General features: G+C 47.3%; 17 protein-coding genes and 3 tRNA genes. 7 read left to right on the forward strand and 13 right to left on the reverse strand.

Annotation, left to right across the window (positions count from 1 at the left end; genetic code table 11):
- The first annotated feature begins 13 nt into the window (after positions 1–13).
- The 3 genes from B2Q61_RS01500 to B2Q61_RS01510 all read left to right on the forward strand — a co-directional run bounded on the left by B2Q61_RS01500 (position 14) and on the right by B2Q61_RS01510 (position 2199).
- Positions 14–220: a bacterioferritin-associated ferredoxin gene (locus B2Q61_RS01500; protein WP_290616482.1), complete on the forward strand. Its 207-nt coding sequence runs from the start codon at positions 14–16 to the stop codon at positions 218–220.
- A 176-nt stretch (positions 221–396) separates the two neighbouring features.
- Positions 397–1287 carry an aspartoacylase gene (locus B2Q61_RS01505; protein WP_290616480.1) on the forward strand — a complete coding sequence of 297 codons (891 nt, stop codon included), beginning with the start codon at positions 397–399 and terminating at the stop codon, positions 1285–1287.
- A gap of 87 nt (positions 1288–1374) precedes the next feature.
- Complete coding sequence (locus tag B2Q61_RS01510; RefSeq protein ID WP_290616478.1) at positions 1375–2199, forward strand: substrate-binding periplasmic protein; 825 nt, start codon at positions 1375–1377, stop codon at positions 2197–2199.
- A gap of 26 nt (positions 2200–2225) precedes the next feature.
- Here B2Q61_RS01510 and B2Q61_RS01515 read toward each other — a convergent pair whose 3' ends face one another.
- Both B2Q61_RS01515 and gloA read right to left on the reverse strand, forming a co-directional pair.
- On the reverse strand, positions 2226–2714 hold the full coding sequence (locus B2Q61_RS01515) for a GNAT family N-acetyltransferase (RefSeq protein ID WP_290616476.1): 489 nt from the start codon (positions 2712–2714) through the stop codon (positions 2226–2228).
- A 16-nt stretch (positions 2715–2730) separates the two neighbouring features.
- Entirely contained in the window at positions 2731–3132 is a 402-nt protein-coding gene (gloA, locus tag B2Q61_RS01520; protein ID WP_290616474.1) for a lactoylglutathione lyase, read from the reverse strand.
- A gap of 217 nt (positions 3133–3349) precedes the next feature.
- On the opposite strand from gloA, the gene B2Q61_RS01525 reads away from it, so the two are divergent.
- From B2Q61_RS01525 to B2Q61_RS01540, 4 genes are all read left to right on the forward strand, one after another.
- On the forward strand, positions 3350–4264 hold the full coding sequence (locus B2Q61_RS01525) for a DUF808 domain-containing protein (RefSeq protein WP_290616472.1): 915 nt from the start codon (positions 3350–3352) through the stop codon (positions 4262–4264).
- Between the two features lie 172 nt (positions 4265–4436).
- Positions 4437–4754 carry a hypothetical protein gene (locus B2Q61_RS01530; protein WP_290616470.1) on the forward strand — a complete coding sequence of 106 codons (318 nt, stop codon included), beginning with the start codon at positions 4437–4439 and terminating at the stop codon, positions 4752–4754.
- Positions 4691–5299 (forward strand): virginiamycin B lyase family protein, encoded by a 609-nt coding sequence (locus B2Q61_RS01535; RefSeq protein WP_290616468.1) that lies wholly within the window; start codon positions 4691–4693, stop codon positions 5297–5299. The genes B2Q61_RS01530 and B2Q61_RS01535 overlap by 64 nt, the downstream gene beginning before the upstream one ends.
- A 256-nt stretch (positions 5300–5555) precedes the next feature.
- Positions 5556–5801 (forward strand): DUF4235 domain-containing protein, encoded by a 246-nt coding sequence (locus B2Q61_RS01540; protein WP_290616466.1) that lies wholly within the window; start codon positions 5556–5558, stop codon positions 5799–5801.
- A gap of 136 nt (positions 5802–5937) precedes the next feature.
- On the opposite strand, the gene nth is transcribed toward B2Q61_RS01540, so the two are convergent.
- The 11 genes from nth to B2Q61_RS01595 all read right to left on the reverse strand — a co-directional run bounded on the left by nth (position 5938) and on the right by B2Q61_RS01595 (position 14586).
- A complete protein-coding gene (gene nth, locus B2Q61_RS01545; protein WP_290616464.1) occupies positions 5938–6570 on the reverse strand; it encodes an endonuclease III in 633 nt (210 codons plus the stop codon).
- Positions 6571–6584: 14 nt separating this feature from the next.
- Entirely contained in the window at positions 6585–7289 is a 705-nt protein-coding gene (locus B2Q61_RS01550) for an electron transport complex subunit E (protein ID WP_290616462.1), read from the reverse strand.
- Positions 7286–7918, reverse strand: a complete 633-nt coding sequence (gene rsxG / locus B2Q61_RS01555) for an electron transport complex subunit RsxG (RefSeq protein ID WP_290616460.1) — start codon at positions 7916–7918, stop codon at positions 7286–7288. The genes B2Q61_RS01550 and rsxG overlap by 4 nt, the downstream gene beginning before the upstream one ends.
- Positions 7915–8982: an electron transport complex subunit RsxD gene (gene rsxD, locus B2Q61_RS01560; RefSeq protein WP_290616458.1), complete on the reverse strand. Its 1068-nt coding sequence runs from the start codon at positions 8980–8982 to the stop codon at positions 7915–7917. Before rsxD ends, rsxG begins: the two co-directional genes overlap by 4 nt.
- On the reverse strand, positions 8979–10916 hold the full coding sequence (gene rsxC, locus B2Q61_RS01565) for an electron transport complex subunit RsxC (protein WP_290616456.1): 1938 nt from the start codon (positions 10914–10916) through the stop codon (positions 8979–8981). Before rsxC ends, rsxD begins: the two co-directional genes overlap by 4 nt.
- 3 nt (positions 10917–10919) lie before the next feature.
- The gene (rsxB, locus tag B2Q61_RS01570; RefSeq protein ID WP_290616454.1) at positions 10920–11471 is read right to left on the reverse strand and encodes an electron transport complex subunit RsxB; all 552 of its coding nucleotides are present in this window, start codon (positions 11469–11471) and stop codon (positions 10920–10922) included.
- Complete coding sequence (rsxA, locus tag B2Q61_RS01575; protein ID WP_290616452.1) at positions 11471–12052, reverse strand: electron transport complex subunit RsxA; 582 nt, start codon at positions 12050–12052, stop codon at positions 11471–11473. The genes rsxB and rsxA overlap by 1 nt, the downstream gene beginning before the upstream one ends.
- Positions 12053–12229: 177 nt before the next feature.
- Positions 12230–14155 carry an EAL domain-containing protein gene (locus B2Q61_RS01580; protein ID WP_290616450.1) on the reverse strand — a complete coding sequence of 642 codons (1926 nt, stop codon included), beginning with the start codon at positions 14153–14155 and terminating at the stop codon, positions 12230–12232.
- Between the two features lie 148 nt (positions 14156–14303).
- Positions 14304–14380 (reverse strand) — tRNA-Asn (locus B2Q61_RS01585).
- Positions 14381–14407: 27 nt separating this feature from the next.
- Positions 14408–14484, reverse strand: a tRNA-Asn gene (locus B2Q61_RS01590).
- Between the two features lie 25 nt (positions 14485–14509).
- Positions 14510–14586 (reverse strand) — tRNA-Asn (locus B2Q61_RS01595).
- Positions 14587–14876 lie beyond the last annotated feature (290 nt).

Below are 14876 nucleotides of genomic sequence, written 5' to 3' on the forward strand. Positions count from 1 at the left end.
AAAGGGCAGCGCCATGTACGTATGTTTATGCAAAGCAGTGTCAGATAAAGCCATAAAGCAAAATATTGCCAGTGGAGCCTGTACGATGCGTGATCTGAAAACTAATCTTGGTGTTGGCAGTCAGTGTGGTAAATGTGTATCTCAGGCCAGTACTATTTTGCACAACGAACTGGTTAAACAATGCCGTGATATCAATGATCTGGCAAAACCTGCTGCCTGAGCATCAGCATAGTTCCGAATAAGTCTACCGCCGCTGCCACTGCGGGCAAATAAATCCTTAGTTTTAAATCTGTTCAGTTCTGTTTTCTTACCATTGACGCCATAATACCGGCTTAACGATAGGCTAAGCTTAGTGATTAACTGTTAAGCTCTGAGAGCATTAGTAATGGAGATAATATGGATAAAATAAAACAGGTCGCCATTGTTGGCGGTGTCCACGGTAATGAATTCTCCGGTATTTATTTAGTTAAACAGTACCAGGCCAGACCTGAACTGATTAACAGAGCCAGCTTTGAGTCTCGTTGTATATGGGCAAATCCTGAGGCGCATTATGCTAATAAACGTTATTTACACAGTGACTTAAATCGTCAGTTTAAAAATGTTGATCTGGCCAACCCGACACTAAGCAATTATGAGCAAAGCCGGGCTAAAGTGCTCAATGCTGAACTGGGTCCTAAAGGTGCAGCAAAAACCGACTTGCTGATCGACTTACACAATACCACCAGCAATATGGGCGCGTGTTTAATTCTGACCCAGGCCGGGCCTTTTTATAATCAATTAGCGGCTTATGTCAAAATGGTGATGCCAGAAGCGATAATTTCCCGGGATGAAGACCACTTTGATGCAGCAGATCACGCTTTAATGTGTACTCTTGGCCGTTATGGGGTGTTAGTGGAAGTTGGGCCGCAGCCTCAATCAGTATTGCGTCACGATATATTAGATCTGATGGACAGAATGACCCGTCATATCCTGGATTTTGTGGAATTGTATAATACCGGTAAGCTGCGATCTTTGCCTAAAAAAACGGAAGCGTTTCGGTATCTGTATAGTATTAAACTGCCGATGAATGAACAGGGTGAGCGGCTTGGTATGGTCCACCAAAATGTGCAGGACAAAGACTATCAGCCAATTAACCCCGGCGACCCAATTTTTATGTTATTTGATGGTACGGAAGTGTATTACGAGGGTGAGCAAACGGTATATCCGACCTTTATCAACGAGGCGGCTTACTATGATAATAATCTGGCAATGTCGTTAAATGAAAAAGTTGTGATTACTCTGGATTAATAAATCTGGCGCTACGTTTTATTCTTAGATCATTTGTGTTATTAATTTGCTACATATTTATTGGCATAGCAAGCTGGAGTCGTTGGCATGCAAAAGTTTGTACTTAGTGTCATGCATGCAGCAATTTGTCTGTTTTGCAGTAGTGTGGTTCTGGCGGTGCCAATACAGAGAGAGCCACCGGTTTTAAGGCTTTATACTGAACACAGTCCGCCCGGCGAGTATCTTGATGCCAGCGGCAACGTTAGCGGCGCAACGGTGCAGCTGATAAAGTTGCTGCTAAGCCGGTTGGACCAGCCTGCCACTATTGAGTTGTTGCCCTGGGCCAGGGCATTCGAGCGGGCAAAGCTGCAGAGCAATAGTGGTGTATTTGAAACCGTGCGCAATGCTGAACGCGAAGCAGATTTTAAGTGGGTTGGGCCACTGAAGATGCATGCGATTGGCTTATATGGTCGCAGTGATGTTTTTAAAAGCGGCAATCCCATCCTGGGGGCAAGTAACAGATATCTTGCTTGCGAGTACCGGCAATCAGTTCATGTTAATGCATTAAAAAGACTTGGCTTTATTGAAGGACACAACCTCATCTTAACGGTAAATCACGGCGATTGCTTTACGTTACTGCTTAAAGGAAGAGTGCAACTGGTGGTGCTGAATGAAGCTGGCGCTGCCGAGCGTCAGTTGCAAATGCAACAGGCTGGGCATCAACTGGTAAAGTTGCGGCCGCTCAGTCAGGTGAGGTTGTATCTGGCGTTCTCACTGGATATCGATGACGCCACTATTGGCCGCTGGCAACAGGTGCTGGAACAAAGCTACCTTGACGGCAGTATGCGGGCGCTGTATCAGGGGGTTTATCCCGAACAAATGATTAGCCGCTTAGAACAATTCGCCAGTGAGGGAGATACTCAGTTGCAGTAAGCATTACTGCAACTGGGGCAAATTGGCTATTCCGTCTGGTTTGCCAGTGCACTAATTTGTTGTTCGGTTAAGCGATAACCTACCCATTCGGTTTTTGCCTGCGCGCCAAGCGCCTGATAAAACTTAATAGCCGGTTCATTCCAGTCCAGTACGCTCCATTCAAAGCGGCCACAATTGTTGGCCGCGGCAATTTTTGCCAGTGCTTTAAATATCGCTTTACCCGCTCCGGTGCGCCGCGCTGCTGGCGTAACATACAAATCTTCCAGATACAGGCCATATTTGCCCAGCCAGGTCGAGTAATTGTAAAAATACACGGCAAAGCCAATTGGCTGGCCTTCATTTTCGCATATTAATGCATGAGCTTTAGCGTCGCTGCTGAATATAGTTTGCTGGATCATCTCAACTGAGGTCAGCACTTCGTGCTCGGCTTTCTCAAAAATGGCCAGCTCGGTAATAAATTGCAAAATCGTTGTAGCATCAGCAGCTGTCGCTGCTCTGATGTTTAAATCGGTCATATAAGCTCCGTGTTGATTACAGGCTATCGTAGTGTGCTTTCTTTTGAATAAGTTCAATGGCGTAATTATCAGGATCACGGACAAAAGCAATTTCAGTGGTACCGCCTTTCACCGGACCAGGCTCGCGGCTTATTACACCGCCTTTGGCACGAATTTTATCGCAGGCGTCGTACACGTTCTCAACTTCCAGCGCAATATGGCCATAAGCATTGCCTAAGTCGTAGCTGTCGGTATCCCAGTTATAAGTAAGCTCCAGCACGGTATGCTCACTTTCATCGCCATAACCGACAAAGGCTAAGGTGTATTTATACTCTTTATTGTCAGACTGGCGCAGCAGCTTCATACCCAGCACTTCGGTGTAAAAGGCGATCGACTTTTCTAAATTACCCACGCGCAGCATGGTATGTAGCATTCTCATGCAAACTCCTATTCGGTTTGTGTGTTTAAATTAGCGGTTAGATAGCTGATGTTAGCATAATATGCTGCGGCAAAAGGACCGCTAAGCGCCAGAAGCACCATATTGATTGTTAAATCGACTCACCTTGCTGATTAGGTGGATAAGAACAAGCCAACATATACAAAGCCAGCTAACCCCAGTATGCTGAAAACTATATTGATAAGGTAAGGAATTATTCTTGGCTTCAGCTAATCTACTCGCCCTTATTGATGATATTGCCACGTTGCTGGATGATGTTGCGGTGCTTTCAAAAGTGGCAGTTAAGAAAACCGCGGGGGTACTCGGTGATGACTTGGCGTTAAATGCTAACCAGGTCAGTGGTGTTAAACCTGATCGGGAAATTCCGGTAGTTTGGGCGGTGGCAAAAGGCTCTTTTCTAAACAAGCTCATTTTAGTTCCTGCAGCGCTATTAATCAGCGCGTTTGTCCCGGTGCTGATTACCGTATTGCTTATTCTGGGCGGTTTATATTTGTGTTATGAGGGCGCTGAAAAAGTACTGCACCGTTTTTTTCTGCGGCCATCGCCTGTCGAACGTGCTGCTCGCCTAAAAGCACTGGCAGATGAGAGTATTGACATCGTGGCTTTAGAAAAGGAAAAAATAACAGGGGCCATTCGTACCGATTTTATTCTGTCGGCAGAGATTGTGGTTATTGCGCTTGGTAGCGTAAAGCAGGCGGATTTTTTTACTCAGGTAGGTGTGCTAAGCACCATTAGTATTGCTATTACCATCGGCGTCTACGGCCTGGTGGCAGCCATAGTGAAGATGGATGACGCCGGTTTACATATGCTTAGAAAAGCAGTCAGTGGTAATTGGAATAATGTACAACGCACGGTTGGTCGCGGCTTGCTGATTGCGGCGCCATTATTGATGAAGACACTGGCTATTGTCGGAACCATTGCGATGTTTCTGGTAGGTGGCGGCATTCTTTCACATAACATTCCGCTATTTCATCACGTTTCATTGCTGCTTCAGCAAGCCGCTCCGTCGCTCAGTGTGATTACGCCAGTGCTATTTGATGGCGTAATCGGTTTTATCGCTGGCGCTATTATTGTCGGAATTCTGAGTCTTATTGGTCGTATGCGCGGTAAGTAGCAACAGCATCTCTTATTTGCTTTTCTGTAAATAACGTCGGCTACCCTTATTGCGTGCTGCAGTAACCAGCGCTGTCCAGACTTTGCAAGATGCAGCAATTCTGGATCTGTTCGCTACTCACCGCTGTCATTATTTTAAGGTTAAACACAATTAAAAAATCAAGGATGTAAATATGGCTAAAACATCACATGCAACAGCCGTTCTGGTCTCGCTTAGCACAGTATCGCTCGGTTTAGTGTCAGTGGGTCATAGCGCAAAGGTACAGGCTGCAACAGCGTTACGGCAAAACTCGACTATGGTGGCGTCAGCTATTGCGCAGGCAACGCTAAAATCAGATCAAAACAGAGACACTGAGCATAGCCATGATGATCTACCCGGTGACGAGCATGACGAACACTATATGACGCCCGTGACCCACATACCGGTGTGTTCGATGAAAATGGTATCCTTTGGTTTACCCTGCAGTATTCCAATTATATTGGTAGATTAAATCCTGAAACAGGCGATATCCAACTTAAAAAAATGCCTACGCCTGGCGCTAAGCCTTATGGTATTAAAGTCGATTCTTCGGGGAATTTGTGGGTTGCATGTAATGGTAGTAATTGTCTGGTTAAAGTAAATGCAAGAACCTTTGAATTAGAAGAAGTAAAACTTCCGGGTAAAGGTACAACGGTTAGACGATTAGATATCGCAGCAGATGGAATGATTTGGTACGTCAATTCCGGGTTAGGAAAACTTGGAAGATATAATCCTGAAACAGCTGAAATAAAAGAGTGGGCATCGCCAAGCGGCTCGAAGTCACACCCCTACGCTATTGAAGTACTGAACGGTATTGTTTGGTACAACGAATCCGGAATGCGTCCGGACGCATTGGTTCGCTTTGACCCAGAAACTGAACGTTTTCAAAGTTGGGCTATTCCATCCGGCGATTTTTATGCCGGTATCCTACGACATATGCGGCCAACTGCCGATGGTGCACTGCTTATCCATCAAAGTGCCACCAACCGCATCATTCGCGTTGATATTACAGAGTAAATTGAAATTGGCGATGGAGATCTGTCTAAGTTCGTTTTTTGGTGTATAGCGGCCGTGCAGGATAAGTCAGTGGTGTATGTCTAATTTAAACTTGTTGGGTACCACGTTAAGCAGTTTGTGCTCGACCGTGTCGGCGTTTTGCCCACTTCAAGTTAAGTAAAGTGGAATACTATTAGTATATAGCGGTATGTAAATTGCTTATCACATGACAAGGATATTGAAGATAATTCTGTCAGTTAAGTGAATCGAGGGCATTATGAGCAACAAACAGCTAATTAGTACTATTGGTATCGGTCTGGCGGCAGCATCTGTGAGTATGTTAACCAGGAAAAGCGTACAAAAATCGTGGGAAAAAATTACCGACAAGCCCGCACCAAAAGATAAGGCCAGCAGCGATGTTGAACTCAAAGAGGCAATTGCATGGGCCGTGGTTTCAGGTATAAGTGCTGGTGTTGCGAGAATGGTCGTACATTATGTTGCGGATAAACGTCATTCACAATGATGGTAACTAAAGCGACGTTGAGAGTAAGCGATCGCTTTATTAAGAATGCTGAATATCGTAAAAGTAATGGTGCGTCTACCACAGACTGTGGTTGGTACAATTCTATGACTGCTCCTCGCTCAAAGCTGTCTAAAATTCATTCAGTTTTCTGTGTGAACTCACACAAGTCCTCAATAATACAGCTGTTGCAGCGCGGCTTGCGAGCGACACAGGTATAGCGGCCGTGCAGAATAAGCCAGTGGTGGACATCGAGTTTAAATTCGTTCGGCACGACTTTAAGCAATTTATGTTCTACCTCGTCGACATTTTTACCCGGTGCTAGTTTAGTGCGATTACTTACCCGGTAAATATGGGTATCAACGGCAATGGTGGGCCAGCCAAAGGCGGTATTTAGCACTACATTGGCGGTTTTACGGCCAACGCCGGGCAGGGCTTCCAGCGCTTCGCGGTTTTCCGGCACGATGCCGTCGTGTTGCTCAACCAGAATACGGCAGGTTTTAATCACATTTTCGGCTTTGGTATTAAACAATCCGATGGTTTTGACATAGTGTTTCACGCCATCTACGCCAAGATCGAGCATGGCCTGTGGCGTGCGGGCGACCGGGAACAAATGTTTGGTTGCTTTGTTAACCCCAACATCGGTAGCCTGTGCTGAGAGCAGCACGGCAATAAGTAACTCAAACGGAGAGCTGTACTCCAGTTCAGTGGTCGGGCTTGGGTTGGCGGCTCGCAGCCGACTGAGTATTTCAATGCGTTTTTGCTTATTCACAATACCAGACCTTTTTACTGTGCCGCACCGGTTACCCGGGCCCGGGTGATAGCCGCGGCCTGACTCTGGCGTTGTTGTAATCTGGCATCAATCAGATTTTTCAGCGCAATTAACAATCCCATGCCAATAAAAGCACCTGGCGGCAACAAAGCCAGTAGAAACTGAGTATCAAGCGCAAATAACTCGATGCGAAGGCTGGCAGCCCAGTCGCCCAGCAATAAATCGGCACCATCAAATAAGGTACCCTGGCCCAGTATTTCCCGCATTGCGCCCAATACCACGAGCACCAGCATAAAACCCAGCCCCATCATCAGTGCATCAATAGCAGCAGGCAATACCGCATTCTTGGAGGCAAAGGCTTCAGCCCGGCCGATAATGGCGCAGTTGGTCACAATTAGCGGAATAAAAATGCCCAGGGACTGGTATAACCCAAAGGTATAGGCATTCATCAGTAGCTGAATAACGGTGACGAAGCTGGCTATTATAAGCACAAATACCGGAATACGGATTTCGGAAGGCACCACATTTCGTACCAGTGACACCACTATATTGGAGCCAAGTAAAACCAGCAAGGTGGCAAAGCCAAGGCCTAGCGCATTGGTAACCGTGCCGGTAACGGCCAATAGTGGGCATAAACCGAGCAGCTGCACCAGGCCAGGGTTATTGCGCCAGAGCCCTTGCACCGTCAGCTCCCGGATACTGTTTGTATTATCACTCATTGGTTTGCTCCGCAATTAGCCGGCCGGCTGGCAAGTTCAGGGTGCTGTTGGACCAGTAATCCCGCCTTATAGATAGCATCAACCACGGCTCTGGGCGTGATAGTAGCGCCAGTAAACTGATCAAACTGACCACCATCTTTTTTAACGGCCCAGGCAGACGCATTCTCACTGGTGACCTGTTTACCACTGAAGCTTTCAATCCACGATGAGCGGCGCCGCTCAATTTTATCGCCAAGTCCCGGCGTCTCCTGATGGTTTAACACCCGGCTACCGAGCACGGTGCCGTCGGGCTGAACCGCAACAATTAAATCGATATTACCGCTGTAGCCATCGGGTGCGGTGGTTTCAATCACAAAGGCATTAACGGTGTCATCTTTTCGCAAACGATATACCGATTGCGCAGTGGGGCGGCCAAGTAATTGAGGATTGGTAACCAGAATACAATCGGCCAGTAGCGCAGCATTAGCGCTGCTGCTAGGTAATACGTCATTTAAAATAGCCAGTTTACTGGCCAGTTGTTGCTGGGCAATTTTGGGTTGAGCCAGCTGGTTGACCAACCCCAGAATGGCAACACATACCAATGCCACCAATGCCAGCAATAATGCATTTTTCGATATAGGCTGGATCATTTACCGGCTCCTTTGGCTTTATGGCCGTATGTGCGCGGACGGGTATAGTAATCAATTAGCGGTACTGCCATATTCGCCAGCAACACGGCAAAGGCAACACCATCCGGATAACCGCCGTATTTACGAATGATAAATATCATTAAACCAATAAAGACACCGTAAACTATTCGTCCTTTGTTGGTAGTGGATGCGGAGACCGGATCGGTGGCAATAAAAAATGCGGCCAACATGGTAGCGCCGGAAAATAACTGCAACAGCGGGCTTGGATTGGTATCGGCGGCGGCCAGCCAGCTTAGCAAGCTGATTGCAAACAAACTGCCCAGTACAGCAACCGGAATTCGCCAGCCTATCACCCGCAGCTTTATCAGCGCTAAACCGCCGGCAAGGTAGGCCAGATTTACCCAAAGCCAACCCGCACCAGCAATGCCATAGAATATCGGTTGCTGCAAACTTTCTGTTAAGGTCTTGCCAGCAGCCAGATCCGTCCGGATGGTATCCAGCGGTGTTGCCATGGAAACACCGTCTATGCCGGTTTGTAGCTGACTGATGCTAAAGCCACTGCAGCTATATTGAGTGAATACGGCACATACCGCATCGAACAGGTTCAACGATTCCGGTTGCAAACTTACGCTGGGCAACCACTGCGTCATCTGTAATGGGTAGGCAATCAATAACATGACGTATGCCGCCATTGCCGGATTAAACAGGTTGTTGCCAAGGCCACCATAAAGTTGTTTAACAATAACAATGGCAAAAAGGGTACCAATAACAATCAGCCACCAGGGAGCATAGGGCGGAATGGCAATGGCCAGCAACACGGCGGTAAGCAGCGCGCTGTTATCTTTTAGCCGTATTAACGCAGCTTTGTTTCGTAAGCGCATGACCATGGCTTCAGCCAGCCAGGCCGTCGCGATAGCCAGCAGTAATTGCACCAGCACGCCGTAGCCAAACAGCATGGCCTGAACCACAATACCCGGGATGCAGGCCACGACCACCAGCAGCATGATTTCAGAAGTACTGCGGCTGATCCTGTTATGTGGCGAGCTGGTAATTTTAAAACTCATGGTTTTTCGCTATCTGCTTGTTTTTTGGCTTTAGCCCGGGCAATAGCGGCAGCAATAGCGGCTTTACGCGGATCGGTGGTCGCCTGCTCTGAGGCCGGCTCCGTTGCTTCTGGTTGCTTTGTTTGTTCCGCCTCAACCACTTTATCCTGCTGCTCAGCCTGAAGCTGGGCGGCTTTGCGCGCCTTGGCCCTGGCAATAGCTGCGGCGACGGCGGCACTCTTAGCGCTTGCCGGCTCATCTGCTGCTGGTTGCTCCTGCCTCGCTTCGTCCTGAGCTACTGGCGCAGGCTCAGACTCAGCGTGTGGCTCGCTCGCGGCTTTTTCTGCCTGATACGCCCGGGCCTGTTGTTTTTTCGCTGCCCGCTCGGCCAGTACCTGCTCCCGATCTGCTGGTACAGAGTTTTGCTCTGTTTGTTTGGCTTTTATCCGGGCAAGCGCTTCTGCCACAGCATTACTGTTGCTGCCAGTTTGCTGCGCTTGTTCCCGGGCTTGAGCTAATCTCTGGTTACGGGCCATTCGCTGTTGTTTTTCCCGCTCCAGTCTGGCATTTCGTGCCTCAAAGCGAGCTTTAGCCTGTTCAGCTTTTACGGATTCGCGTTGTTGTTCACGGATCTCAGCTTTAGCGACACGGTAATATTGTACCAGAGGGATTTCACTGGGACAGACATAAGCGCAGGCACCACATTCGATGCAGTCAAATAAGTTATATTCATCCAACTTTACAGGGTCTTTCGCCTTGCTATACCACAGCAACTGCTGCGGTAATAAACTGGCCGGGCAAACATCAGCACATGCGCTGCACCGAATGCAGTCCTGTTCTTCCGCGGCTGGCGGCAGTTCATGCTTGCTGGGAGCCAGAATACAGTTCGTAGTTTTTGTTATTGGCACAGTCAGATCGGGCAGGGTAAACCCCATCATTGGGCCACCCATAATGACTTTGTAGGGTTGTTTATGCTGATAGCCACAGAAGTTAAGCAAGTCGCTAACCGGTGTGCCTATTAAAGCCAGTACATTTTGTGGCTGGCTGAGGGTTTCACCTGTGACCGTTACCACCCTAGACAACAATGGATGATCATCCAGCACTGCCTGTGCGATCGCAAAGGCGGTACCCACGTTTAACATCACGATACCGATGTCGATTGGCCGACGGCCAGCAGGCACCTCTTTATTCGTTAACAGCTGAATAAGTTGCTTCTCGCCACCGGACGGATATTTAGTCGGTAAATCGCGAACATAATAATGCTCGCGCTGACTGCAGGCCGCTTTCAACGCCGCACTGGCCGCGGGTTTATCGTCTTCAATACCAATAAGCACGGCCTTGGGGCTTAACAACTTACATAAGATATCAATACCTTTGACGATGGTAATGGCACCTTCCTGAATTAATGCATCGTCAGCACTTATGTAAGGTTCACACTCCACGGCATTAATAATCAGGTAATCGACCGGCTGGGTAAGACCGGCTTTTAAATGAGCAGGAAAGCCAGCGCCACCCATACCCGCTATACCACTTAGTTGAATACGCTCCAGCAAACTACTGTTGTCGCTGGTAGCGAGGTTCAGCGGATATTGTTCCCGCCATTCGTCAAGCCCATCCGGGGCAAGGGTAATGGTATTTTCAGGTAATGCTGAGGGGTGGGCGCTGGTATGATCGCCAACTGTCACTATTGTGCCCGACGTCGGCGCATGTACCGGCACTGCCATAGAATTGTCGGCACTGGTTAGCGCCTGACCTTTTAATACGCGCTGACCAATACTGACCAACACATTGCCGGCAACACCAATATGCTGACGCAGCGGGATATACAGCCGATCCGGTAATGGCAATACGGCAATTGGCTTCTGGGCAGTTTGGGCCTTACGGGTTGGTGGGTGAACGCCACCATGAAAGTCCCATAATTTTCCAGCCTGAATTTGCTGATATAAACTCGGCACCTGTTACTCCACCTGGATTATCGGAATAGCGTTAAGATCCCATTTCCAACGCTCTGGGGTTGGTGTTACGGGTAACATATCAATGCAGTCCACCGGGCAGGGCTCAACACATAAATCACAGCCCGTGCATTCATCCGCAATAACGGTATGCATTAATTTTGAGGCACCGACAATAGCGTCAACCGGGCACGCCTGAATACATTTGGTGCAGCCAATACATTCATCTTCCCTGATGTACGCAACGCGTTTTATTGCGACGGTCTGAGCAGCATTCAATGGTTTAGCGTCAACCCCCATTAAATCAGCCAGTTTGCGAATAGTGCTATCGCCGCCGGGAGGGCACTTATTAATCTCGTCTCCGTTGGCTATCGCCTCGGCATAAGGCCGGCATCCCGGATAACCACATTGGCCACACTGCGTTTGTGGCAAAATGTCGTCAATTTGCTCCACCAGCGGGTCGCTCTGCACTTTAAAGCGAACGGCAGCAAATCCCAGTACTCCGCCAAAAAGCAAGGCGAGGCCACCTAAAATCAGTAATGCTGTCAGTAAACTCATCAGACTTTAACCAAACCGGTAAACCCCATAAACGCCAGCGACATTAAGCCGGCAGTGATCATCGCAATTGCCGCCCCCCGAAAAGGTACCGGAACATCAGCTGCAGCAAGACGTTCCCGCATGGCCGCAAACAAAATTAATACCAATGAAAAGCCAGCAGCGGCACCAAAACCATAAACAACGGAGTTGATAAAATTATGTCGCTCATTGACATTTAATAAGGCGACGCCAAGCACAGCACAATTGGTGGTAATCAGGGGCAAAAAAATACCCAACAGCCGATACAGGGTAGGGCTGGTTTTATGAACCACCATTTCAGTAAATTGCACCACTACCGCAATCACCAGAATAAAACTTAACGTACGCAAATAAAGTAAGTCGAAGGGGGCTAGCAGAAAACGGTCAACAAGATAACTGCAAATTGACGCCAGAGTCAGTACAAAAGTTGTTGCCAGCGCCATACCAATAGCTGTTTCCAGCTTTGAAGATACGCCCATAAACGGACACAGGCCGAGAAACTTCACTAACACGAAGTTATTAACTAACACCGTACTGATTAGTAGTAACAAAAATTCGGTCATAGTATGGCTTAGGTACTTGGGCTTAAATAGATAACAGAGGAGTATTATGCAATGATGTCAAAGTGGTTACAACCTAACAAACAGTAGGGTTATTGCGCCGTTTAGCCATGCTGTCAGGTTTTTCTGGCAGTTAGACAGACTAATATCGTCTGATTAACTGCCAGAAAATGGCTGTGATTAAATCGGCGCTGGTTTACCCACGTAGTAACCCTGGTTGCCATCAATAAACAGCGATTCGAGCATATGTTTTTCTTCCTGAGTTTCGACGCTCTCAGCAAATACGCCTACCCCAATGCGGTGCGCCAGGTCGATCATCAGACGCATAAAGTACTGATTGTTTTTATCTTCATCGATATGGCGGGTGTAACTGCCATCCATTTTGACGAAATCTGGTTTTAAATCCCGGAAAAATTTAAATGAAGTGATACCCACACCAAATTTCTCGACCGTTATCCGGGAACCGGCACGGTGGATCATATCAATAAAGCGTTTGCTGGTTTTCAGATTTTGCTGCAAACCAAATTCAGACACTTCGAATATCAGCTTGGCCGCAATATGGGCATCTTTTAACAAGCGCCGTTCCAGCCAGATCACAAACTGATCATCATGTACGCAACGTGGCGACAGGTTCAAACCAAAATACTGATCTTGTAAATTGCGATTTTTAATGGTGGTCAGTGCCGTTTCAATTATCAGCCGATCAACGGCTATAATTTTATCCAGCTTTTCTGCCATGGCTAAAAAGGAAGCCGTTGGCAGTACCTGATTTTCTTGGGTTTTAAAACGCACCAGGATTTCAGAATACGCTTTTGCTGAGCGGTTTGACGGCTGGATAAGCTGGGCAAGTAGTGCTATCCGGTTGTTATTTAGCACATCTTCGATAACGTTACGCCAGTTCTGATTGCCATAGCCACTACTGGCCATTTCTAGCCCGGCCGAATCTTTTTGCAAGTGCCAGGCGTTGGTTTGTTTGGTTTGCGCCAGACTGATAGAGGTGTCAGCAACCGCCAGCAACTCACCTAACGCCTTACCACTCTCATACGTTACCAGACCGGTATAGGCAATTGAATCAAGCTCCGCGTTTTTCTGGTATTCATTAAAGCGGCTTTGCAGTTGCAGCGCAAAATTTTCGGCTTCTTTGGGCGTTATTCTGGGCAATAAAATACCGAAATCAGAACTGTTTAAACGAAATAATTTAGCATCTTTATAGGCATCGGCTACTTTGCGCACAATGTTGGCGACATCTCTGATGTATTGATCGCCTTCCTGATAACCACGGGTTTGGTTCAGGCTCTGTAATTCAGTGCAGCGGGTAATAGCAAATACACCAAAATCGGTATCTTTGGATACTTTACAGTGATCTTCATAATACTGGACAAAACGATTGCGGTTTGGCAACTCGGTTACCGGATCTTTATACGCTTCTTCGGCTATCTCATACGCGGCGTTCGTCATCTCGCTGTATTGTTTTTTGCTGTAATTAGCCAGCTTTTGCAATGCCACATTGATATCTGAAAATTCTGGTGGAATTTTATTCCAGTTGGGTTCAGCTTTTTGCGGATCCTGAATAAAGCCATCAATAAGCTGGTTAACCGCCTGCGATGTTTTGCGGTAGCTGCGGTTAATACTGCTTTTAGTAATAAATACCGTAAGCCAACCTATAACAAAGGGCGCCAATAATAATATAAAGCCCAATTTTTGTAACGGGGCCAGCAGCACATGATGGTTTAACTGGTAGTTAACCTGAATATCATGCTCTTCGCTGCGCACCAGCACGGGTCTGAACTGGCTGCCTGCTGTTTGCAGCGCCCACAAGGCAACAGTGGTAGGGCGCCGGGCATTGTTTTGCTCATGCAAAACGGTACCATCGATCTGACTGATCCGCAGGCTTTGTAATTCAAAGCTTCGATCTAACTGTCTGCTGAGTATTTTAGCATCGCCAGCGAGGTGATGAGTCAGAATTTGTTCTATGGTGTTACGTGCATTCCGTTCGCGTATTTCAATCAGTTGCTGGCTGTATACCACAAGAGCTGCGACAGAAAGCGCTGCCAGCAAAATTGCGGTTAATAACTGTGCCATTAATAAGGTTTTAAATATCTTCATAAGCCCTGACCACCAAACATAATTGCTTCCTTGTCTAACGCTTAATATAGTGTAGCTAAAAAGAATAGAAAGCTAATTAAATCAAAAAAATACCTAGAAAGGAATAAATAACGACAGATAGCAGGAAAAACAGCTGGAATGGGTGTAGTGGCTCCCCAAGTTGGACTCGAACCAACGACCTACGGATTAACAGTCCGCCGCTCTAACCAGCTGAGCTATTGGGGAAGTGTAACAATAAATAATTGCAGCGGTTGGCTCCCCAAGTTGGACTCGAACCAACGACCTACGGATTAACAGTCCGCCGCTCTAACCAGCTGAGCTATTGGGGAAATACATTACTGTTGTTGATGCTATTGGCTCCCCAAGTTGGACTCGAACCAACGACCTACGGATTAACAGTCCGCCGCTCTAACCAGCTGAGCTATTGGGGAACAGCATTCAACGGGGCGCAATACTAATGCCAGCTATGGACACTGTCAACACTTTGCTGCGCAGATTTGCCTTAGTCTGGTTTACTTGCGTATTGTTTAAGCAAATGGCGTTTTTTTGGGGCAAAAATAACGACCCACTGCCATTATTTATATTTGCCAGAAATGAAATCAACCTATCGCATTAGCCGCCAGAGCGGGTGGATACAGGCTTTGTCAAAGTTACCCACAGAAGTTGTGGATAAGTCTGTGCGTTACTCTGTATTTAGCGTGATTAAGCCTTGTGTTGTGGG

It is taken from the genome of Arsukibacterium sp. UBA5043 (genome assembly GCA_002415085.1).
Classification (GTDB): domain Bacteria; phylum Pseudomonadota; class Gammaproteobacteria; order Enterobacterales; family Alteromonadaceae; genus Alishewanella.